This window comes from Paenibacillus antarcticus (assembly GCF_001637225.1).
Taxonomy (GTDB): domain Bacteria; phylum Bacillota; class Bacilli; order Paenibacillales; family Paenibacillaceae; genus Paenibacillus_AQ; species Paenibacillus_AQ antarcticus.
Genome location: NZ_LVJI01000015.1, coordinates 72,016 through 96,212, shown reverse-complemented (window position 1 = coordinate 96,212; position 24,197 = coordinate 72,016). Strand labels below are relative to the sequence as shown.

Here is a 24,197-nt window from a genome sequence, read left to right as displayed (position 1 = left end):
CCCTTTTTTTGTTGTATAAAGATAGGGACTAATGGAAGACAGAATATTGATGTAGACTACAGATTACAAAATATTCTTTGCGGAACTACAAGTAAGGTGTTACACTCCACAAATATTAATATGATTTTAATAGATTAGGTGACAGAAAGTAAACTAAGGAGAGATCAAGGTGGAAGTTAATAACTTATTACAGGCTTTTAGATTGAATTTCCTCTATGCAGAGAAATATTCGTTTCCAAACAAATGGACTTATTATGAGTCTGTCATTCCTTATTCTATGATTCGATTTATTCAAAAAGGGAGAGCAGTATTTATTATTGATGATACTACTTATCAATTAGAAGAAAACGACATTATTTATATTCCGCAAGGAAGCATGCTTCATTGCGAGGCATTTTCGGATGATTTCACCTTTATAAGTATTCGGTTTACAGCGGCTATTGCATTGGGGGATCATGAGGTATGGTCTGAAATTATGGGATTTGATACAAAGGTTAAGTGTAATGACGTTCAGATTAAAAATTTCTTTACTTGTATTATCAGGGAAAAGGACTCGTCTAGTCGGGGGAGATATTTCATGCTAAGAGGCTACTTGGAATTAATTGTAGGGTATTTAATCAATTCCTCAGAGACGAAATTCAATCGAGTAAATAAACTAAAAACCATTAAAGTGGATAACAAAAATGATAACAGAGTTCAACTTGTTCTAGATTATATGATAAATAACTTTAAAACTAATATTAGTATTGAAGACTTAAGTAAAATGGTCAATATCAGCTCAACAACACTTCGCAGATTATTTAAACAGGATACGGGTAAATCACCAAGTGACTTCTTAATACAATTGAAAATGACAGAGGCTGCTAAAAAAATATTAGAGACAGATGAAAGAATCTCGGATATTGCCTATATGGTAGGGATCGAAGATCCCAACTATTTCTCGAGAACCTTCAAGAAACATTTTGGGGTTACACCTTATACCTACCGACAGCGTGTAAGGGCTTTCTAAGAGACATTCATAATGTTCGATTTGTGCTATTAATAATTGGTTTGCTATATTTAAAAGTTTTATTAATTTAGTTAAAGTTAATGAGTATAGAACAAAGGGAAAATTACCCACTGTAAAAACGATGGTTTTTTCATGTTTTAATAAGAGAGGAGATGCTTAGCTAGATTATTCTTGGGATTCTTGTTTCTAAAAGACTATGATTTAAGGGGTAGCACTATTTGATTGTGTATGTTTGATTTGTACTATTAAAGCCAAGGGAGAGGTCATGATATGAAAAGAAAGTTAGCGTTAATTCTAATTGCTTGTATGATGTTTTCCGTAACTGCTTGTAGTACAGGTACAGAAACGAAGTCCGACAGCGGCACAGCAACTGAAGTCCCTAGTAAAGATAAAGAGTTAAACGGGGAGATCGTATTATGGCACTCCTTCACACAGGGACCAAGAAATGAATTCATGAAAGAAGCAGCTGATTCATTTATGAAAGCGCATCCAAATGTGAAAGTTACAATCGAAACATTTGCTTGGTCTGAATTTTATACGAAATGGACAACGGGTCTACAATCAGGCCAAGTACCTGATGTAAGTACAGCTTTACCGAATCATGTAGTTGAAATGCTAGATGCTGATGCGATTATTCCAATTAATGATGTTATTGACAATATTGGTAGAGATCGCTTCTATGAAGCTCCTTTGAAAGAAGGAACTGTAGATGACAATAACTATTCCATTCCATTATATTCCCATGCTCAAGTGATGTGGTATCGGAAAGATTTACTAGCGAAAGCGGGGTTAGAAGTTCCCAAAACGTGGGACGAGCTGTTTGAAGCATCCAAAAAAATTAACAATCCAGAGGATGTATATGGTCTATCGGTTCCGATGGGACTTGGTGATTTGCTAGCTACTCGCTTCTTGAATTTCTATGTTCGTTCAGCAGGAGAGACGCTGATAACAGAAGATGGAAAGGCAAATCTCACAAGTAAGGCTGCTATTGACGGAATTAACTATTGGGTGAAGATGTATAAAGAAGTGTCGCCTAAAGGCTCGTTGAACTTTAAAACATTAGATCAATCGACGCTATTTTATCAAGGCAAAACGGCATTTGACTTTAATAGTGGATTCCATATCGGTGGAGTTGAAACGAACTCTCCTGCTCTATTAGATCAGATCGATGCAGCTCCAATTCCTAAAATCAATGCAGGAGATGAAACACAGGGGATAGAGACATCAAACATTCCGATGGTTGTGTGGAAACAAAGTAAGCATCCTGAAATTGCTAAAGCCTTTGTAGAAAGCTTGTATGAAAAAGAAAAATACATCAAATTTTTACACTCCGTACCTGCAGGCATGCTACCTGCAATGAAGGATATTGCCGAAGATCCGGAATTCTTAAATAATCCTACTATTCAGAAATTTAGTGCAGCGGTAAAAGTTATTAGTGAAGCGGTGGATAAGGGAACTGCAATCGGTATGGAATATAAACCATCCATTGAAGCGGGTATCATTACAAGCCAAAGTGTAATTGAAGAAATGTTCCAAAACATTGTTTTGAAAAATGAATCCGTCGAATCTGCTGCCAAGGTAGCAGAGAAAAAACTAGATGATTTATTTAAATTAGCACAATAACTAAATAAGGGAGGTCTACCCTCCCTTAGCTTGTTTTAGGGATAATTAGAAAAAGAGGAAGGAGAGTAGTTCATAAAATCATTTTCAGAAGTGGGGTTAATCCGATGAGGACCATCAGTGAGAAGTACAAGAAAATCAATAAAACAGGCTTGTTATTTATTTTACCAGCAGTATTGATTGTAGTCCTTTTATTGATATATCCTATCTTTTCTAGTATTTATTTCAGTTTTACTTCAAAGCACTTGATCAAAACACGTATAGATTGGGTTTGGTTAGATAATTTTAAGTTCGTCTTAACTAATCCTGACTTTTACGTCGCATTTTATAACTCTATCAAATGGACAGGACTCTCCATTGTAGGGCAGTTATTAATAGGGTTCGCCACAGCGCTCGCGCTGAATAAAATACCGAAGTATTCAGGTTTCTTTCGAATATTACTTATAATCCCTTGGGCATTTCCAGCAATTGTTATTGCATTTACATGGAAATGGATATTTAACGATGTGTATGGATTCATGCCTAATTTATTAACCGCGATCGGAATGACTAACCAGAACATCAATTTCTTTGCTGACCCTAATTTTGTCTTCGGGACAGTTGTTTTCATTAATATTTGGTTTGGTTCTCCATTGTTCATGGTGAATATTTTGTCAGCACTCAAAACAATACCTTCAGAACAATATGAAGCAGCATTCATGGATGGTGCATCCGCTTGGCAATCATTTTGGTCGATTACCATTCGTCATATCCGCGGCGTTATTGGGTTATTGCTCGTACTTAGAACCATTTGGATATTTAACAACTTTGATCTTCTCTATTTAATAACAGGTGGAGGACCATCGAACTTAACAATGACACTACCTATTTTTGCTTTCAAAGTCGGATGGGGTATGAAACAACTAGGCGTCGCTTCAGCGATAACCGTTATTTTGTTACTGTTCTTACTAGGAATATGTTTATTATTCTTCAAGCTATTAACTAAATGGGAGAGGGATGATCGCTAATGAAAACTGTAGGTAGAAATCGAATGGGTATTGCTATCTTGTATATATTTCTTTCTATAGCTGCTCTTGTTGCTGTCTTTCCTCTGATTTGGATTATTTTATCATCGTTTAAGTCACCCGGTGAGATGTCCAGTCACCCATTAGCATTTTTCCCGAAGAATTTTACGTGGGTATATTACGACAGGGTTTTAAATAATTTGCATTTCTTTAAAAACATTAAAAACAGCTTGCTTGTATCTTTAGCGACGACTTTGATCTCGATTGTCATATCAGCTTTAGCAGCGTATGGTATTGTACGATTCTTCCCAAATGCAGGGAAAAAGATGACGAAGCTTCTTATTACGACGTATATGTTTCCGCCTATACTACTTGCTGTTCCATACTCCATCATCATCGTTAAAATGGGTCTGGTAAATACATGGACAGGATTAATTATCACCTATTTGTCCTTCTCCATTCCTTATGCCATTTGGATGCTGACAGGCTTCTTTCAAACGGTACCACTAGAAATTGAGGAAGCAGCCAGAGTAGATGGTGCAGGGAAAATGAGAGTATTTATTCAAGTGGTCTTGCCTATTGTCTCGCCAGGCATTGTAGCAACAGCGATATATACATTTATCAATTCGTGGAATGAATTCTTATTCGCATTGCTATTGATAAATTCATCGGCAAAAATGCCGATTTCCGTAGCATTATATTCATTAAATGGATCTGAGATACTCGATTGGGGAGAAATGATGGCGGCGTCTGTCATCGTTATTTTACCATCAATTGTGTTCTTCATGCTTATCCAAAAGAAAATTGCTGGTGGGTTGGCCGATGGATCAGTTAAATAACTTAAGAATCTGGAAGGAGATTTACTTGTGAAAACAGTTAATTATGGGATTATAGGTACCGGTTATTTTGGAGCAGGTCTAGGGAGATTGATTGATGCTTTGGAAGGAGCCAAGGTAGTCGCTGTATATGATCCTGAAAATGCAGAAAAAGTTGCAACAGAATTAAAATGCGATGTGGAAGATAGTATTGAGGCATTGTGTAGTAGAACCGATGTGGATGCTGTCATTGTGGCTTCTCCAAATGGATTTCATAAGCATCCTGTGCAATGTGCAGCTGAGAATAAGAAACATGTGTTTTGTGAAAAGCCAATTGCCTTATCGTATCAAGACTGTAATGAAATGATCGAAAAGACAAAAGAAAATGGCGTTATCTTCATGGCTGGGCATGTGATGAATTTCATGAACGGCGTTCGGACCGCTAAAAAGCTGATTAACGAGGGAAGAATAGGTGAGATTCTATTCTGCCATGCGGAACGTAATGGATGGGAAGAAGCGCAGACCGAGATAAGCTGGAAGAAGAAAAGGGAAATATCCGGAGGTCATCTATACCATCATATTCACGAACTTGATTTTATTCAGTTTCTAATGGGACCAGCTGAGCGTGTAACCATGATGGGCGGTAATGTGGCTCACCACGGTGAAAAGTTTGGTAATGAGGACGATATGCTTTTTATTTCACTCGAATTTTCAAATAACCGCTTTGCTACCCTACAATATGGATCGGCCTTTAGATGGGGCGAGCATTACGTGAAGATTCAGGGAACCAAAGGAGCGATTCTTATAGATTTACAAGATGTTAAAGTAGTACTGAAAATGCCTGAAGGAGAAGAGCAATTTCTACTCCATGAGAGCAAAGAAGTCGATGATGATCGTACCCGTATCTACAAAGGGTTAGAAATGGATGGGGCGATCATGTATGGAAAACCAAATCATGCACCACCGTTATGGTTACATGGAATTATGAATCAAGAAATGATTTATTTCCATGACATAATGCAAGGCGCGGAAGTGGAAGAGGAGTTCAAGCCATTACTTGATGGAACTGCCGCTAGAGCTGCAATTGCAACTGCAGATGCACTTACGTTATCTAAAGAAGAAGATAGAAAAGTCAGCGTAAGAGAAATTACTGATAAGGAAGTAGTGATGAAATGATCTATGATAAGATTTCGAATGCAGGACTGTATACCTTTGAGAATCCTAGGTTGCAGAGCGCTGTTGAAGATATGAGGATGGGGCTGTATGTAGAAGCTATTGAATCGAAAGACTTTAAAAAAAACATAATCTCTTTTACAACGAAGCCCAAAGAAGAAAATCGTTACGAAGCTCATAGAAAGTTCATTGATATTCATATCGTCACAGATGGACGGGAATACGTAGAAGTGAGTAATGTTGAGTGTCTATCTAATCTGACAGAATATAATCCAGAAAGTGATATTTACTTTGGCGATGTGACATCGGATATCAAGTTTAAAGGTTATTTAGAACCTGGTTACTTTCTAATCTGTTTTCCAGAAGATACACATTTAGTTGGTGCACATGAGAAGAATGAACAAGTTGTGAAGAAAGTCGTTTATAAGATTGGGATCAATCTTGAATAAGACGAGAGTATTGTATTCGTTCGTTGCAATGCGTATTTGAAAAGATAGTCACTTTCCATAGAAATTGCATATGAACTTCATCTGTATCTGCGTCATCCTTTGTGTGTTTCTTCGTCTGACTTACAACACTACAGGATGACGCAGATTTTTCATTTTCAACCTTTAGTAAATGTTCGAGCACTGGTTTTAGTTTAGAGATCCTAGAATTCCCCTGTAAAATGAATTTTATAATATTAAAACCTTACGATGGGATTCAAGGAAGCTATATTGTGAAAAAATTTTAGGAGGAATAATATGAAAAAATTAAGTGTGAATTTGTTTGTTGTGATTCTACTGCTTTCAGTTTTTTTGACAGTGCCTAACGTGAAAGCTGAAACAAACAATCCAGCAATAAGTATAAATAATCTCACTTTTCCTACCAATCATACGGGTTACGATTTATCATCTTCCTTTACAGAGAATAATCTTTGGAACTCAGATAAAGGATCAATTGCCATACGTTTCACTTCTTCGAATTTGTCTAGTATACAATCATTATTTAGTGTAAGTAATAACAGTACGACAACTCCGAATTCTCATTTTCATATCTATGTGAAGTCCAATATGGTGGGATTTGAAATTAGAAATCAGAGTGGCGGAGATTATGAAAAAAGAACGATAAGAGTTCCACTGATCAGTAATCGTGAGCATGCACTTGTACTCACAGCTGATCCGGCTAGCGGCTATAAAATCTATTTGGATGGTCAATTGGCTCTCGTAGATGGCCTGCAGGAATTTACCACGACTCGAGGATATGGATTATTCAATGTTATTCCGTTCGCTAATTCTGCCAAAATAGGGTTAACCGATCGGAACGGTTCTAGTGCTAACCAATACAGATTTACGGGGAGTGTAAAGAGTTTCCTATTGTATAAAGATGAGATCTCAAGTGAGGCCGCCATTCTTTTTACTAAACCATCGCTTGATAATCCAGTGAAGTCTAATTTGTTGTTCGATAAAGGAGATTGGAATGCACCTGCATTTCGAATCCCCTCATTGCTTACAACCCAAAAAAACGCGATTCTGGCCATTGCTGATATCCGCTATGGAGATAGTAATGACTCTCCCAACAATATCGATATTGGTATAAGACGCAGTGTCGATGGAGGATCAACCTGGACGAATCCTGCGTTAATGCTTAATTTCGCGGACTACCCAAATGTTTCAACGAGTCAGTTAACAAATAGTGCGTCCTATATTGATAGTGTTGTTGTCGAAGGGAATAATCATCGGATTTTCCACTTCGTAGATGCTTTCAAAGGAGGTGTAGGTCAAGCTAATTCCATTAACTCTAGCGGCTACACCGACATTCAAGGAGTGAAGTATTTAACCCTAGTCAATTCAATCGGCAAGAAATATTATGTTGGGGCCAACAATAGGGTCATTGATCCAACAACAGATACGGCGACAACATATACGATAAATGATGATTTTGGACTACTCAATAATGGAAGTTTAATAGGAAATATATTTTACAAGACTTCGCCATTAACCGTTGAGGCAACTGCCTTTGTCATGATGTCCTATTCCGATGATGAGGGAGTAAGCTGGTCACAGCCTACAATCATTAATGATCAAATCAAAACAAATGACATGAAGTTTTTGGGGACAGCACCGGGCGTAGGTATTCAGCTGAAAAAAGGTGTTTACGCTGGGCGATTGATTGTTCCAATGTATTACACCTCAAACTTATATAGTACGGAATATAGTGCTGTTATGTATAGCGATGATAATGGATTAACATGGACATTAGGCGAGTCTCCCAATGTAGGAAGAATCGGCGGAGCACAAAAGCTACATGAGTCACAACTTGTCGAGATGCCTGACGGACAAGTGAAAATGTTTGCCCGAACCATTGGTAAAACGGCGATTGCAACCAGCTTTGACGGTGGACTGACATGGGATGACCAAGTAGATCTATCTGCTGAATTGGTGATGAGTAGTTCATCGGGTTGTCAATTATCTATTATTAACTATAGTCAGTTGATTCAAGGGAAGCCGGCTGTTATATTTGCTAATCCTGCAGCTACGACCAGAGCAAATGGTGCTATTCGCGTAGGGCTTATTGAGGAGGGTGGAACGTATACCAGCAATGATCCAAATAAAAATAATAGGACGATTTATAACTTCAACTGGATTTCTAAAAAGGTGATACGTACAGGTGAATTCGCGTATTCCAGCCTAACAGAATTGCCGAATGGAAATATTGGGATATTGTTCGAAGAGAATAATACTAAATTCACATTAGATCACTTAGTTTATGAGGAATACACACTAGAAACACTGCTTAAATAATCTTCTAGTGACTTGAAGGTCATAAGAAAATGAGGCATGAAGAGGTATCAAACATAATGAACTGGTTGCTAAATATGATGTTAGCAGCATAGTATCCCTGCGAATTTCTAAAGTTAAAGTGAGTGTTCTTCTACGTTCCAATGATACATGCGACGAGTGAAAAAGTAAGCGTATTATATTGAATAAAGAGCCGTATCGATTATCCGATACGGCTCTTTATATTCGTTCAGTATGAAATAGACTAGACTCGGCAAATTTCACTTGGGCAAAACTCACAGTGACAAATTTCTTGAAGCATAGAGATATTTTTGATTACGATCATTCCGCTATCATATTCAACAGCGTCCTTTTTCCGAAGATCACTAAGCATGCGATTGACACTTTCACGAGTAGCACCAATCATGTTGGATAAATCGGTATGGGTAATCTTTTTGTTTATAAGGATGTTGTCACCTTGTGGTTCACCATAAGTATTACCTAGTCGGATTAACGTGGAGCAAAGAGCACCGGGTTTACCATACAACATCAAATCACGGAATTTAGTTTGTGTTAGACGATGGTGAATACCCATCCACTTCATGAAATCAATCGCAAATTCACAATGCTGACAGATCAATGTTTCTAAATCTTTATGTTCTATGACACCAATTTCGCTTTCTTCTAGAACTTCAGCATTAAAGCTATGTTTCGCGCTAAAGAAAGGATCTGCCTGCCCTACCATATCGCCTGCTTGATACATATATAGGATGAGTTCCTTACCTTCATCTGTAGATTTGGTTAGTTTTATGCGTCCGCGTTTAATATAGAATAACTTATCAGATAAATCGCCTTCCCAAAAAAGGTGCGATCCTTCAGGAACAATACGGTCCTTCATACTTACTAGTAGTCGGTTGAAGTTTGATTCAGAGAAACAACTTGTATTTCCACGGGCCTCGATAACATTTAGATTTTCACTCATGATCGTTATCCCCTTATCTTTAATTTTCGGTAAATTTTAAACTAATTATACCTTTAAAAATCACATTTGTGTGAGGTTAATTGCGTTTATAAGTGGCAAATTTAAAAACATTGTGATAAATTTCACTTTTTGAGGTTGATTTTATGATAATACGAAGAATAGGGGAGATCTTATTTATAATTTATATCTTTAAACATTCAATACAAATGAAAGCGCTTTTGTAAATAAAACAAAAAAAATATAAAGATTGTGAAAGTTTTCACTATTAATCATTAGATGAATGTGTTATGATTAATCCAAGAAGTAAACAAACAAATATTTACAGGGGAGCTGAGAGAAATGGCAGTTAAAAACGAAGTCGTCCAGGAGAAGAAACAAGGAGCAGAGGAATACATTCAGTCCTTGATTGACAAAGCAAATATAGCTCAAGCAGCATTCATGGAAATGAATCAAGAACAAATTGACAATATTGTTCAAGCTATGGCACTCGCGGGTTTAGATCAACATATGTACCTAGCAAAGTTAGCAGTTGAGGAGACAGGCAGAGGCGTTTATGAAGATAAGATCACGAAGAATATGTTCTCAACGGAGTACATTTACCACAGCATCAAGTATGATAAAACAGTGGGTGTGATTGAAGATAATGAATATGAAAACTTCCAAAAAATCGCTGAACCAGTCGGTACGATTATGGGGATCACACCGGTAACTAACCCTACTTCTACTACGATGTTTAAAGCACTCATCTCAATTAAGACGCGTAACCCAATCATATTTGGTTTCCATCCATCCGCACAAAAGTGTAGTAGCGAAGCGGCGAGAATTCTTGTAGAAGCTGCTGTGAAGGCTGGTGCACCAGCTAACTGTATTCAATGGATCGAAGAACCTACAATGGACAAAACAAACGTCCTGATGAATCATCCTGGTATCGCACTTATCTTAGCAACAGGTGGATCGGCAATGGTTAAAGCAGCATATAGCTGTGGTAAGCCAGCACTTGGTGTAGGACCTGGTAACGTTCCTTGTTTTATTGAAAAAAGTGCTGATATTGATCAAGCGGTAACCGATCTTATTCTTTCTAAATCATTTGATAATGGTATGATTTGTGCTTCTGAACAAGCGGTTATTATTGAAGAACCTATTTTTGATCAAGTGAAGAAGAAAATGATCGCGAATGGTTGTTACTTTGTAAACAAAGAAGAAGCAGCTAAATTGACAGCAGGCGCTATGAACGTTGAGAAATGTGCAGTGAATCCCGTCATTGTGGGTCAGTCCGCAGTGAAGATTGCTGAAATGTCAGGAATAACAGTTCCAGCGGGAACGAAGATTCTAGTCGCTGAAATTGAAGGTGTAGGTCCGAAATATCCGTTATCTGCTGAGAAATTGAGCCCTGTTCTAGCATGTTATAAAGTGAAGAACGCTGAACAAGGCATCGCTCGTGCAGCTGAAATTGTTGAATTTGGTGGTATGGGTCACTCATCGGTTATTCACTCGAATAATGAAGAAGTCATCATGAAGTTCTCTGAACGCCTGCAAACAGGACGAATCATTGTCAATTCTCCTTCGACACACGGAGCTATTGGGGATATCTATAATACAAATTTACCATCATTGACACTTGGTTGTGGATCTTATGGTCGTAACTCAGTATCTACGAACGTGGGCGCTGTCAACTTGGTCAATGTGAAAAGGGTGGCACGTCGTACCGTGAATATGCAATGGTTCAAAATTCCAAACAAAATTTATTTTGAAAAAGGCGCAACTCAATATCTCGCTAAAATGCCTGACATCACTCGTGTAGCTATTATTACTGACCCTATGATGGTGAAATTAGGCTACGTTGATAAAGTAGAGCATTACCTTCGTCAACGTCAGACCCCTGTGGCCATTGAAGTATTCTCGGAAGTAGAGCCTGATCCATCAACGGATACAGTAGATCGTGGTACAGCCATGATGAATAGATTCAAACCTGACTGTATTATCGCACTTGGTGGTGGATCACCAATGGATGCTGCCAAAGCCATGTGGTTGTTCTATGAGTATCCGGATACAGATTTCAACGGATTGAAACAAAAATTCATGGATATCCGTAAACGGATTTACAAATATCCACGTCTAGGTCAAAAATCTAAATTTGTAGCTATCCCTACAACATCAGGTACGGGTTCGGAAGTGACTTCTTTTGCAGTCATTACGGATAAGAATCAAGGAAATACCAAATATCCACTAGCAGATTATGAATTAACGCCAGATGTAGCTATTGTTGACCCTGAGTTCGTGTACTCTCTACCACGCGTAGCTGTAGCTGATACAGGTATGGACGTACTGACACATGCAATCGAAGCGTATGTATCTGTTATGGCAAATGATTTCACAGACGGTCTTGCGATTAAAGCGATCCAACTGGTGTTCGAATATCTTGAGAAGTCGGCATTGGAAGGCGATAAATTAGCTCGTGAGAAAATGCATAATGCATCAACCATTGCAGGTATGGCATTTGCTAACGCATTCTTGGGTATTAACCACAGCTTAGCTCACAAATGGGGCGGTAAATACCACACAGCTCATGGTCGTACGAATGCGATTCTATTGCCTCACGTTATTCGTTACAATGCGAAGAAACCAACGAAATTTGCTTCTTTCCCTAAATATTCGCACTTTGTAGCTGATGAACGTTATGCTGAAATTGCTCGCATCCTAGGATTGCCTGCACGTACGACTGAAGAAGGTGTAACCAGCTTGATTAATGCCATCCGTAAGATGAACAAAACGTTAGGTATCGAAGAAACATTCCAACAACTTGGCTTTGATCCTAAGGAATTCGAATCAGGCGTTGATTACTTGGCAGATCGTGCGTTTGAAGATCAATGTACAACAGCGAATCCTAAACTTCCTTTAGTCACAGAACTAGCAGATGTATATAGAGATGCGTTCTACGGCAGATTTGAATAAAGTTTAATGATTCAATTTAATTGAGAACGGAGTGACAAATATCACCTTGAAAGTGATATTTGTCACAGTTATTTTACAGGATTCAACGTAAGATTGATTGTAGATAGAGGCCCGAGGGTACTGACTTCTATCGTGACGATACCGCAGAATCAGATGTGAAAAAAGTTACAATGTTCTATCCGTTCTATGATCCAAAGAGACCTGAGATACCTTCAAACTCATGATCTCTAATACCAATATAAATATATAGATGGAGGGATTAATATGTCGGTTACAGAAAAAGAATTGAAAGATGTACAGTCAGGTTGGAGAGGGTTCCAAAAAGGTAAGTGGGCTAGAAAGGTTAATGTAAATGATTTTATTATCAAGAACATTACTCCTTATATAGGCGATGAAGCTTTCTTAGTGGGTCCAACACAGAATACAACTGACTTGTGGAAAATTGTATCGGATTTAACGAAACAAGAGAGAGAAAACGGCGGGGTGTTAGATGTTGATGTTAATACACCAGCTACGATTGTCTCCCATAATCCAGGATATCTAGATAAAGATAAAGAACAAATCGTTGGCGTACAGACAGATGCACCATTTAAACGTTCCATTCAACCATTGGGCGGCATTCGTATGGTAATCGATGCTTGTGAAGAATATGGTTTCAAACTAAATGAAGAAGTCATTGAAATATATAGTAATATCCGTAAAACCCATAACCAAGGTGTATTTGATGCATATACATCAGATATGAGAGCAGCTCGTAAAGCGGGTATCATTACAGGGCTTCCTGATGCATATGGCCGTGGTCGGATCATTGGTGATTATCGACGTGTTGCACTTTATGGTATTAATTTCTTGGTTAAGGATAAGAAGAATGAATTGAATGACTTGGAAGTTGACGTTATTGACGAAGATGTTATTCGATTACGTGAAGAACTGTCGGAACAAATTCGTGCCCTTGCTGAATTGAAGAAAATGGCTGAAATGCATGGCTTCGATATTTCGGAACCGGCTAAAACGGCTAAAGAAGCATTTCAATGGCTGTATTTCGGATACTTGGCTGCAATTAAAGAACAAAATGGTGCGGCTATGTCACTCGGACGTGTCTCTTCATTCCTTGATATCTATGTACAACGTGATGTAGCTGAAGGTACTTTGACAGAAGAACAAGCACAAGAAATGGTTGATCATTTCGTTATGAAATTACGTATGGTTAAATTCCTTCGTACACCAGATTATAATGAATTGTTCAGTGGAGACCCTACTTGGGTTACAGAATCCATCGGAGGAATGTCCGTTAATGGGCAGACGCGTGTAACGAAGAGTAGTTTCCGTTTCCTTCATACGTTATATAACTTAGGTGCAGCTCCTGAACCTAACTTGACAGTATTGTGGTCTGAACAACTTCCAGAGGCTTTTAAGAAATATTGTTCTAAAGTATCTATTGAAACAAGTGCGATTCAATATGAGAATGATGATCTTATGCGTCCAATTTACGGCGATGACTATGGTATTGCTTGTTGTGTATCAGCTATGCGTATTGGTAAACAAATGCAGTTCTTTGGTGCTCGTGCTAACCTTGCCAAATGTATGTTGTACGCAATCAATGGTGGTATTGATGAGAAATCAGGAGCGCAAGTAGGACCTGAATATCCAGCTATTACTGCAGACGTTCTGGACTACGACGAAGTGATGAAACGTTTCAAACCTATGATGCAATGGTTGTCTAAGCTATATATGAATTCTCTAAACGTCATTCATTATATGCATGATAAATATGCGTACGAAAGAATTGAAATGGCGCTACATGACCGTGATATTCTGCGCACGATGGCTTGTGGAATTGCTGGATTGTCTGTAGCAGCTGACTCACTTAGTGCTATCAAATATGGTACTGTTAGACCGGTCCGTAACGAGAAGGGAATCGCAATTGATTTCATTATTGAAGGGGAATATCCTTGCTACGGAAACAATGATGATCGCGTTGATAGTATTGCCATAGAACTTGTCGAAACGTTCATGGGTATGCTTCGTAAGAACAAAACTTATCGTAATGCTTTACCTACACAATCCATCTTGACGATTACTTCTAACGTTGTATATGGTAAAAAAACAGGTACTACGCCAGATGGACGTAAAGCAGGCGAACCGTTTGCACCAGGTGCTAACCCTATGCATGGACGTGATAAGAAAGGAGCGCTAGCTTCACTAAGCTCTGTTGCCAAACTCCCATACGAAGACAGCTTAGATGGTATTTCTAATACATTCTCAATTGTTCCTAAAGCATTGGGTAAAGAGGAAGAAACGCGTAAATCTAATCTCGTATCAATGATGGATGGCTACTTTGGTAGTGGTGCTCACCATCTGAACGTCAATGTATTCAATCGTGAACAATTAATTGATGCAATGGATCACCCTGAAGAATATCCGCAGTTAACTATTCGTGTCTCGGGATATGCGGTCAACTTCATTAAGTTGTCTCGTGAACAACAATTGGATGTTATCAATCGTACATTCCACGGTTCGATGTAAGAGTTAATGGGTAATTTTAACTATACTTTTAAGTCAGCGGATACAGAAAGGGTGACTTCATATGATCAAAGGACATGTTCATTCTTTGGAGACCTTTGGAACGGTTGATGGTCCAGGAATCCGCTTTGTCCTATTCATGCAGGGTTGCCTGATGCGGTGTCAATACTGTCACAATCCCGATACATGGGAGCTGAATGAGGGCAAAGAAATGACAGTTGAAGATGTGCTGTCAGAGATTGAGCCATATATTAATTATTATCGCTCCTCTGGAGGCGGCCTTACGGTTTCAGGAGGAGAGCCTAGTCTACAAGCTAAATTTGTTGCCGAATTATTTAGAGAAGTCAAACGTCGTTGGAATCTTCATACGACTTTAGATAGTAACGGCTTCAATGATGCTGATAAAATTAAAGAATTATTGGATGTTACGGATTTGGTGCTGTTAGATATCAAGCATATTGATGACGAGAAGCATATCAAATTAACCGCAAAAAGTAATGAGCGAACGCTCAAAACAGCGGAATGGTTATCAGAACATGGTCATAAGATGTGGATTCGGCATGTATATGTACCAGGCATTCATGATCTTGAAGAAGACCTTGTCCATTTAGGTGAGTTTATTGGTACATTAAATGGTGTAGAGAAGTTCGAAATCTTACCTTATCATCAGATGGGAATATATAAATGGAAGTCATTAGGAATAGATTATCCGCTTGAAGGTGTTCCATCTCCTTCTGATGAGGAAGTACAACGCGCCTATCAGCTTATTGAAAAAGGCCGTAATAACCAGCATTTACAGTAAATTAAAAAGAAGGCACTTTTTCCTTTGAAATCGTGCCTTCTTTTTAAATTATTAATTGAAAAACTTACCTGTTACGTACATAATTAGATTTGTTCAACTAGACCTACATATATGCACTACATATCTAAAGTAAAACCCCTTTTTACAACGATGCGTCATTTATGAAAGGATTGGATAAACGATGAGTATTCTCAAGATGTCACTAGAACAAAAAATCGGTCAAATGTTTATGTGTGGCTTTGCAACGAAGGAGCTTAATGATCATGCGAAGACTCTAATTACAGACTATCATGTTGGCGGTATTATTTACTTCCGTAGAAATATTAATGATGTCAAGCAAGTAGCTGACTTGTCTATCGCTCTTCAAGAACTTGCTGCTAATGAAGGCCTTCCTCCATTATGGATTTCTACGGATCAAGAAGGAGGCATGGTAGCTCGTATTGATGTGGATGGTATGGATCTAATTCCAGGGAATATGGCTTTAGGAGCTGCGGATAATACTGAATTCACTTATAAATCTGCACAATTGAATGCTTCGCAATTATTATCTTTAGGAATAAACATGAACTTAGCGCCTAGTCTAGATGTGAACAATAATGCAAAAAACCCGATTATTGGCGTACGTTCTTTTGGTGAAATTGCAGAAAAAGTAAGTGAACATGGTGTAGCTGTAGTAAATGCTTATCAGGACCTGGGGCTCTCTGCAGTTGGTAAACACTTTCCAGGGCATGGAGATACAGATGTCGATTCACATCACGGACTTGCCGTTGTAGCACATGATATTGCTAGACTTAAAGCGGTAGAGTTACAACCTTTCGTAAAAGCGATAGATTCAGGTATTGATGGTATTATGACTGCACATGTTATTTTCTCAGCAATAGAACCTAATGATATTCCTGCGACATTATCTTCTGCAGTTCTTACTGATTTACTTCGTGTAGAAATGGGATTCGAAGGTATTATTATGACAGATTGTATGGAAATGCATGCCATTTCAAAAAATATTGGAATAGCTGAAGGATCCGTGCAAGCTGTACTTGCGGGTGCTGATTGTATTTTGGTCTCACATCGCTTGAGTTGCCAGATCGAAGCAATAGAGGCTGTAAAGGAAGCAGTAGCGAACGGTAGAATTTCGGAAAGTATCATAGATGATTCAGTAAGAAGAATATTGGAAGTGAAACACAGACGTGCGCAACAATTAGGTGTAATCAGTAGCGAAGATGAACAAACGAAGAGCTTATTGACTGAAATTGCTTGTAGTAGTATTACACTTGTTAAAGATGAAGGTCAATTGCCATTGAAGTCTGACGAATCACTGCTTGTGATTTGGCCTGAGGTATCATTAGAGAATCAAATGGATGAACGTTGGAACCGTTTACTTACATTAGGGATGGCACTTCAAGGTCATGTTGCTGAACTGAAGGAGTTAAGGATTTGTTCTGAACCATCCGAAGATGAGATCGAAACTGTTGTGAATACAGCGAAGGGATACTCTCAGATCGTTATGGCAACGTATACCGCTGGAGGCGTGCTCCCAATTGGACAAAGCGATATCGTAAATCGCTTATTAGAGCAGGAACATACTCGTTTCATCGTAACGGCAACACGTAATCCATATGATATTAATGAGATTGAGAACGTGCCTGCATATCTATGTTGTTATGATAATACATCAATAATGATAGAGTCATTGGCTTCCGTTCTGATGGGCTTACAAAAGGCAGAAGGTTCCTTACCCGTGACAATAAATGACTTATATCGCGTGGGATGGAAAAAAGAATAACTCGAATAATGCAATTATAGGAAGGCTAACCTATGTTGGGGCGCCTTCCTATTTTCTGCTGTGTAGCAACTTTTTGTGTTTTTATGCGTCTATTAGATTGTGATAAGATATTTATATAGAAATAATGGGATAGAGGAGCAAAAAAATGAATTTCAAGAAAATTACTATATTGGCAATATTGGCAGTGTTTTCGTTGTCTCAGACGGCACTTCTCAATACTGCAAGCGCGGATAATTCCGTAGAAGTTGAACAAACCACAGTAGTTGAGCAAAACGTTGTAGTAGAACAAAACGAAGTAGTAGAACAAAACACTGTAGTAACGGAAGACGTATATGGTGGTGGAGAAAGTGGAACGGATATAACTTCCCCACTCGATATAAATGGTGTAGAAACGACTTCTGCTAATCCAAGTGACCTAATTCTTATGATGAACAGCGATAAAATGTATCAGAATGGTAAATTATATACATCAAGTCAACCGATGATGGTGAAACAAGGCGTTTCGTATGTGGCTGTTCGTTCCATGGTAGATCGTGTTGGACTTAAGCTTACATATGACGGTAAGACGAAAGAGACGATTATTATAAGCGGCAGTAATGAATTGCGGTTTAAGCTCAATAGTAAGATCTATACGGTTAATGGTGTAGCAAAAGAAATGAAAGGAGCAGCATACCAACAGAAGAATATATTCATGGTTCCGCTGACTTCTATTACGCAAGCACTTAATATTTCGTATACCGTAGATGCAGTACAGAAAAGAGTTATTCTGAGTCTGTCTACTAAACCCGTTGCCTTGTTTACTATCCAGCAGAAAGAAGTCGTTGCAGGAGAGACAACAGTCACTTATCAATCAAAAGCATACTCCCCTAAAGGACTACCTATTGTTGAAGAGCGCTGGGAAGGGAATCAAGAAATCTTTCAGGAGGTTGGACCTCACACGGTAACCTACTCCGTACTTGATAGTAATGGAGACTGGAGCGATCCCTATTCAATAACGATTCAAGTAAAGGCACCTAATTTACCGCCTGTAGCTATATTTACGACAGATAAAACAGAATATAAGATGGGTGAATTAGTTACCATAACAGAACAAAGTACCGATGATGAGAATGATATTGTAAGACGTGAATGGGTTAATAAGAAGTTTGCGTTCTTCAAACCAGGTCCAGTGACGATTCAACTTAAAGTGACGGATGGACATGGTGCAGTAGGCGTTGTTGAGAAAACAATTAATATTACGGATGAATTGTTGTACAATGAGACGGATTTCAATAAGTTATTCACACCTATTGGGAGTCAATACAAATTTGATGGATCTGTCGTACCTACGATGCCTCAAGTGCCGTACACTGCGACTTCAGAGCCGGTAACACTAATACGTAGTAATAGCCCTGAAACAGTCTACTCCGAAGGTGTGGTGTATCGTGAGACGACATCAGGTGCTTCACGGTTTATGATTCATCATGTAAATGCAGTGGGTAAAGATGTGAAGATGTATGTAATAGCTACAAATAAAAATCTAGAACCAACAACTATAAAGATTCAGGATTCTGGATTCGCCGGTCCTAATATGTATGCAACATTAGTAGGTAAGTTGTCTGCACAGCGTTATTTCCAATCCATGCAAAATAGTTCTGCAAAACAGGATATAGCACTTGCTCCTGGTGAAAGTAAGATTATATTTAACGAACTAAATGAACTGAAGATGAGACCTATGCAAGTTATTTCATTATTAGCTGATACGTACAGTGAATCTCCTGTTGAATATAAGGTCATCATGATTGATGCTAACAAAGATGTTCTTACAAGTCTGCCGTACTTACAAGAACTCGCAAGAGATGGCGTACACAATCGTGGAACCTATCCAGAAGCTACACGTCTTATTGAATATAATGAGCTGATTGGTACAACGTCTCAACGTATCTCTTTAGGTGATAACAAGGGAGATCCAAATCTTGTTGGTTTAGATGGTATGACAGGTTTGACAGAATCTAATCTTGGTAACTTTGGGGTTATGTATAAGATTAGTATGAATCGAGTTGCGGCGAATACACTGATTACGTTTAATCCACGTGGTGGAGAATATTCAGGTATGGTCCTCATTAATGGAGAAATTGTATCTGTACCTGAAGGGAATGGGGCTGCTGGCTCGCTCGCTTCTCCAGATGATACAAGTGTACTCTATCGCACAGGTAGTTTTGAACAAAAAGTTGAGATTTGGTTCACAGCAGCACCAGGCAGTAATTTACCAGTGAATTTCATTTTCTCACCCTTACCAGAACATAAGTAAAGCACTCATATATTATTAAATAGAGGATCTCACTAACTGTGAGGTCCTCTTTTATTTGGTTAATGAAATGGAAGTGGAGTTATAAACTTCATGTCAATAGCGATAAAAAACGACATTCTTGGATCGTGATTATTGAGTGTATAATTGACGATAGTGTCGTTTTGTTGCATTATTATTAATAGTAGTAATGATTACGTAAGAGGTATATTTACAAACCTTTAGGAGGGTGAGCGTAGTGTTGTCCACAGAACATATTATTGAAGTGATGTCGGCTCAAGGACTTCGTATAACGGACCAACGTAAGACGCTTGCCAAGTTATTTGGTGAACAATCAGATTTTTTATCGGCAAAAGAAGTATATGATTATATGGGTAAAAAATATAGTGGTCTTAGTTTTGATACAGTATATCGTAACCTGCGTGTTATGGAGGAACTGGGTGTATTGGAGCAGATTATTTTTGAAGATGGTGCCAAATTTAAAGTACATTGCAGCGAAGTCCAACAACATCATCACCATATGATTTGCTTGCAGTGCCAGAAGACGCACCCCATTGAATTTTGTCCAATGAATTTAACGGATATTCCAGAACATTTTCAAGTGGTTAAACATAAATTCGAAGTATTTGGATATTGTAAAGACTGCCAGCCCCTGATGAAAGAGGAGGGTAAGGTTGGTTTCGTGGGTGCGAATGGAGAGCGTTAAAGATGACTATATCTCGTAAAGTAATAAAGGGACCGATTGTTATTTACCGTAAATTCATTTCACCCTTAAAACCACCGACTTGTAGGTTCTATCCAACCTGTTCTGCATATGCACTTGAAGCCATAGAGGTCCATGGCGCAGCTAGGGGTACTTGGCTTGCAGTGAGAAGAATAGCTAAGTGTCATCCTTTCCACCCTGGAGGCGTTGATCTGGTACCTTCACGCAAAGAGCTGAGATGATGCGTAAGCCTATGTTAGAGTAACCTTGCGTGTGACTTGACAAGTAACAACAATCTTAAGTATATTGAATGATATATGTTGATTTCCGAGGAACGGATGAGTATGAGAATACCGTTTAGTACAGAGAGCCGGGGTAGCTGTAAACCGGTCTAAGTGGATTCTCAGAATATGGTCCGGGAGGAATTGTTTTCGAGCTTGAAGAATCCCTATGGGTTACTTCGTGAGGGGACAACGTGTGCCAGCGTTAATGGACAGTTTCGAGTCATATCGGGACTGATGGAGCCTGCCACCTGCAAAGGTGTAGGGAATTTGGGTGGTAACACGTGAGATAACTCTCGTCCCATATAGGGGATGGGAGTTTTTTGTGTTTTTAAGGTTTGCCAATCAGACAAACGCACTATATTTTGAAAGGAATGATGACAAATGACTGAGAAGAAAACATTTTATTTAACAACACCGATTTATTATCCAAGTGACAAGCTACATATTGGGCATGCCTATACAACGGTAGCGGGGGACGCATTGGTTCGTTATAAGAAACTGCGTGGGTATGATGTTCGTTATTTGACTGGGACAGATGAGCATGGGCAGAAGATTGAACGCAAAGCGGCTGAAGCAGGCAAAACACCTCAACAATTTGTAGATGATATTGTAGCTGGAATTAAGGAACTATGGGGAACGTTAGATATCTCTAATGATGATTTTATTCGTACCACAGAAGAGCGCCATAAGAAGGTTGTTCAAGATGTATTTGAACGTTTGTTACAACAAGGCGATATCTATAAAGGAGAATACGAAGGTTGGTATTGTACGCCTGATGAATCCTTTTTCCTTGAACGTCAACTTGTAAATGGGAACTGTCCTGACTGCGGTAGACCTGTAGAACGTGTGAAGGAAGAAAGTTATTTCTTCAAGATGAGCAAGTATGTCGATCGTCTATTGAAACATTACGAGGATAATCCAGATTTCATTCAACCGGTGTCTCGTAAGAATGAAATGATTAACAACTTTATTAAGCCTGGGCTTGAAGATTTAGCAGTATCACGTACGACTTATGACTGGGGTATCAAAGTTAAAAGTGATCCTAAACATGTCATCTATGTATGGATTGATGCTTTGCTTAACTATATTACGGCTTTGGGATATGGGTCGGATAATACGGAGTTATTTGATAAGTATTGGCCAGCAGATGTCCACTTGATGAGTAAAGAAATTGTACGCTTCCATACGATTTATTGGCCGATTATTCTAATGGCTTTAGATATCCCGTTACCGAAGAAAGTGTTCGCTCATGGATGGCTACTCATGAAAGACGGTAAAATGTCTAAATCAAAAGGAAACGTCGTAGATCCAGTCACGTTGATTAGTCGCTATGGTTTAGATTCCCTACGTTATTATCTACTTCGTGAAGTACCATTCGGTTCTGATGGAACATTTACACCTGAGAGCTTTGTAGAACGAGTGAATTCAGATCTGGCAAATGATCTGGGGAATCTGTTGAATCGTACAGTAGCTATGGTAGATAAATATTTAGACGGAATTGTACCAGCCTATCAAGCGGGTGTAACACCATTCGATCAAGCGGTTGAAGAATTAGCAAAAGCGACCTATGACAAAGTGGAAGAATCCATGGAGAATATGGAGTTCTCTGTTGCATTAACTGTGATTGGACAATTTGTAAGTCGTAGTAACAAATATATTGATGAGACTCAACCTTGGGTGCTAGCTAAAGATGAATCGAAAGTGAATGAACTTGCTTCAGTCATGACACATCTTGTCGAAAGCCTACGGATTGCATCGATTCTACTACAGCCTTTTCTAACCCAGGCTCCTCTTAAGATTTGGGCACAACTTGGATTAGAGCAAGGCGAACTAACATCATGGGATAGTGGTAAAGTGTTTGGGTTATTCCCAGCGGGTACTAAGCTAGTTAAGGGTGATCCTATATTCCCTCGTCTTGATGTAGAGCAAGAAGTTGCTTATATTGCAGAGGCTATGTCTGGTGGAGTAAAGGTGGCAGAAGCGGCAGTGCTAGAACAAGCTAAGGATCAAGAGCCTGTCGAGCATAATGAAGAAATTGGGATAGAGGATTTCGCTAAAGTAGAACTTCGTATCGCTCAAGTCATTGCGGCTGAACCAGTGAAAAAGGCTGATAAATTGCTGAAGCTACAATTAGATCTAGGATTTGAGCAACGTCAGGTTGTATCTGGAATTGCTAAATTTTATACGCCTGAGGAATTAGTAGGTCGTAAAGTGATTTGTGTGATTAATTTGAAACCCGTTAAGTTGCGTGGAGAATTGTCACAAGGTATGATCCTAGCTGCTTCGCATGGTGATCAATTAACATTGGCGACTGTTCCGGATAATATGCCTAACGGGGCTATTGTAAAGTAATACGGTTAAATGGATAAGAATAGTGTAAATAGAGAACGGTATCCTCATCTGAGGATACCGTTTCTTCTTGGGAATTCCTGTTGACAATTGAATCTAGCCTATTCTATAATTGGTTAACGGTAATGATTACGATTAAAAAATAGGAGTTGAATTTGAAGTTGAAAAAAAGTAACTATGGGATTACGCCCTTCATTGTAGTATTAATCTTTATAATGATGATAACCGGATGTGGGAACACCTCAAACGGGGGTATGGAAGAAGGTAAAGTGAATGTAGTGACGACATTTTATCCAATCTATGAATTTGCTCAACTTATCGGTGGAGAGAACGCGCATGTCATTAATCTGCTTCCAGTGGGTGTAGAGCCTCATGATTGGACCCCAAGAAGCCAAGAAATTGTCAATACATCGAAAGCTCAGTTATTTATGTATAATGGAGCGGGTCTTGAAGGATGGGTTCCTGGTTTTCTAAAAGCACTTGATAAAGATAGTAAAGTTCAGGCTGTGGAAGTCAGTAAAGGTGTGAAACTGATTGAATCTGAAGGTCATGATGGACATGACCACGGTGAAGAGACTAGTACTGAGAGTACAGATTCTGATCAGCATCATGTGGATCCACACACTTGGGTGAGTCCCAAATCAGCGCTTGTGATGGCTGAGAACATTAAGAATAGTTTCATAGAAGTTGATCCAAGTCATCAAAGTGAATACGAACAAAGGTACCAAGTATTGAATGATAAATTGTTAGCGTTAGATACTAAGTTTGAATCTGAGCTTGCCAAAGTGCCAAATAAGAAAATTGTAGTCTCTCATCAAGCTTTCGGGTATTTGACACGTGATTATGGTCTTACTCAGCACTCGATAATGGGCTTATCTCCCGATGCAGAACCTCGTGCACAGGATTTGATCAATTTAGCCAAAATCGTGAAGGAAGAGAAGATTCAATATATCTTTTTTGAAGAATTGGTGTCAGATCGATTAGCGAAGACGCTAGCTGGTGAAGCTGATGTAGAGACCATGGTGCTCAATCCTCTAGAAGGATTGACGAAAGAACAGGAAAAGAATAAAGACGATTACTTTACATTAATGAATAGAAATTTGCAAAATTTAATTATAGCCTTAAAATAAAGGATAGAATTTAATTAGAAGG

17 protein-coding genes and 1 other annotated feature are annotated in these 24,197 nt (G+C 38.7%); of the genes, 16 read left to right on the top strand and 1 reads right to left on the bottom strand.

What is annotated here, in order from left to right:
- Positions 1-169 precede the first annotated feature (169 nt).
- The 7 genes from PBAT_RS10435 to PBAT_RS10405 all read left to right on the top strand — a co-directional run bounded on the left by PBAT_RS10435 (position 170) and on the right by PBAT_RS10405 (position 8,404).
- Positions 170-1,009, top strand: coding sequence for an AraC family transcriptional regulator (locus PBAT_RS10435; RefSeq protein WP_068649254.1), 840 nt, complete (start codon positions 170-172; stop codon positions 1,007-1,009).
- A 270-nt stretch (positions 1,010-1,279) separates the two neighbouring features.
- Positions 1,280-2,632 (top strand): ABC transporter substrate-binding protein, encoded by a 1,353-nt coding sequence (locus tag PBAT_RS10430; protein WP_068649252.1) that lies wholly within the window; start codon positions 1,280-1,282, stop codon positions 2,630-2,632.
- 104 nt (positions 2,633-2,736) lie between these two features.
- A complete protein-coding gene (locus tag PBAT_RS10425) occupies positions 2,737-3,636 on the top strand; it encodes a carbohydrate ABC transporter permease (RefSeq protein ID WP_068649250.1) in 900 nt (299 codons plus the stop codon).
- Positions 3,636-4,472 carry a carbohydrate ABC transporter permease gene (locus PBAT_RS10420; protein ID WP_068649248.1) on the top strand — a complete coding sequence of 279 codons (837 nt, stop codon included), beginning with the start codon at positions 3,636-3,638 and terminating at the stop codon, positions 4,470-4,472. Before PBAT_RS10425 ends, PBAT_RS10420 begins: the two co-directional genes overlap by 1 nt.
- 27 nt (positions 4,473-4,499) lie before the next feature.
- The gene (locus PBAT_RS10415; protein ID WP_068649246.1) at positions 4,500-5,624 is read left to right on the top strand and encodes a Gfo/Idh/MocA family protein; all 1,125 of its coding nucleotides are present in this window, start codon (positions 4,500-4,502) and stop codon (positions 5,622-5,624) included.
- Positions 5,621-6,070 (top strand): NanQ anomerase/TabA/YiaL family protein, encoded by a 450-nt coding sequence (locus PBAT_RS10410; protein WP_068649244.1) that lies wholly within the window; start codon positions 5,621-5,623, stop codon positions 6,068-6,070. The genes PBAT_RS10415 and PBAT_RS10410 overlap by 4 nt, the downstream gene beginning before the upstream one ends.
- 294 nt (positions 6,071-6,364) lie before the next feature.
- Complete coding sequence (locus tag PBAT_RS10405; RefSeq protein ID WP_068649242.1) at positions 6,365-8,404, top strand: sialidase family protein; 2,040 nt, start codon at positions 6,365-6,367, stop codon at positions 8,402-8,404.
- A 241-nt stretch (positions 8,405-8,645) separates the two neighbouring features.
- On the opposite strand, the gene PBAT_RS10400 is transcribed toward PBAT_RS10405, so the two are convergent.
- Positions 8,646-9,362: a Crp/Fnr family transcriptional regulator gene (locus PBAT_RS10400; protein ID WP_068649240.1), complete on the bottom strand. Its 717-nt coding sequence runs from the start codon at positions 9,360-9,362 to the stop codon at positions 8,646-8,648.
- A 339-nt stretch (positions 9,363-9,701) separates the two neighbouring features.
- Here PBAT_RS10400 and adhE point away from each other — a divergent pair, with 339 nt between their 5' ends.
- The 9 genes from adhE (at position 9,702) to PBAT_RS10355 (ending at position 24,175) form a co-directional block, all read left to right on the top strand.
- Complete coding sequence (gene adhE / locus PBAT_RS10395; RefSeq protein ID WP_068649238.1) at positions 9,702-12,314, top strand: bifunctional acetaldehyde-CoA/alcohol dehydrogenase; 2,613 nt, start codon at positions 9,702-9,704, stop codon at positions 12,312-12,314.
- Positions 12,315-12,578: 264 nt separating this feature from the next.
- Positions 12,579-14,840, top strand: a complete 2,262-nt coding sequence (gene pflB / locus PBAT_RS10390; protein ID WP_068649236.1) for a formate C-acetyltransferase — start codon at positions 12,579-12,581, stop codon at positions 14,838-14,840.
- 61 nt (positions 14,841-14,901) lie between these two features.
- On the top strand, positions 14,902-15,639 hold the full coding sequence (gene pflA / locus PBAT_RS10385; protein ID WP_068649234.1) for a pyruvate formate-lyase-activating protein: 738 nt from the start codon (positions 14,902-14,904) through the stop codon (positions 15,637-15,639).
- Between the two features lie 181 nt (positions 15,640-15,820).
- Complete coding sequence (locus PBAT_RS10380; protein ID WP_068649232.1) at positions 15,821-17,422, top strand: glycoside hydrolase family 3 protein; 1,602 nt, start codon at positions 15,821-15,823, stop codon at positions 17,420-17,422.
- 145 nt (positions 17,423-17,567) lie between these two features.
- Complete coding sequence (locus tag PBAT_RS10375) at positions 17,568-19,712, top strand: copper amine oxidase N-terminal domain-containing protein (protein ID WP_068649230.1); 2,145 nt, start codon at positions 17,568-17,570, stop codon at positions 19,710-19,712.
- Positions 19,713-19,947: 235 nt separating this feature from the next.
- Positions 19,948-20,415, top strand: coding sequence for a Fur family transcriptional regulator (locus tag PBAT_RS10370; RefSeq protein WP_068649228.1), 468 nt, complete (start codon positions 19,948-19,950; stop codon positions 20,413-20,415).
- Between the two features lie 2 nt (positions 20,416-20,417).
- The gene (gene yidD / locus PBAT_RS10365) at positions 20,418-20,654 is read left to right on the top strand and encodes a membrane protein insertion efficiency factor YidD (RefSeq protein WP_068649225.1); all 237 of its coding nucleotides are present in this window, start codon (positions 20,418-20,420) and stop codon (positions 20,652-20,654) included.
- Positions 20,655-20,733: 79 nt separating this feature from the next.
- Positions 20,734-21,000 (top strand) — a binding site (T-box leader).
- A gap of 77 nt (positions 21,001-21,077) precedes the next feature.
- On the top strand, positions 21,078-23,048 hold the full coding sequence (metG, locus tag PBAT_RS10360; protein WP_068649223.1) for a methionine--tRNA ligase: 1,971 nt from the start codon (positions 21,078-21,080) through the stop codon (positions 23,046-23,048).
- A gap of 152 nt (positions 23,049-23,200) precedes the next feature.
- Positions 23,201-24,175 (top strand): metal ABC transporter substrate-binding protein, encoded by a 975-nt coding sequence (locus PBAT_RS10355; protein ID WP_420848753.1) that lies wholly within the window; start codon positions 23,201-23,203, stop codon positions 24,173-24,175.
- The last annotated feature ends 22 nt before the right edge of the window (positions 24,176-24,197 follow it).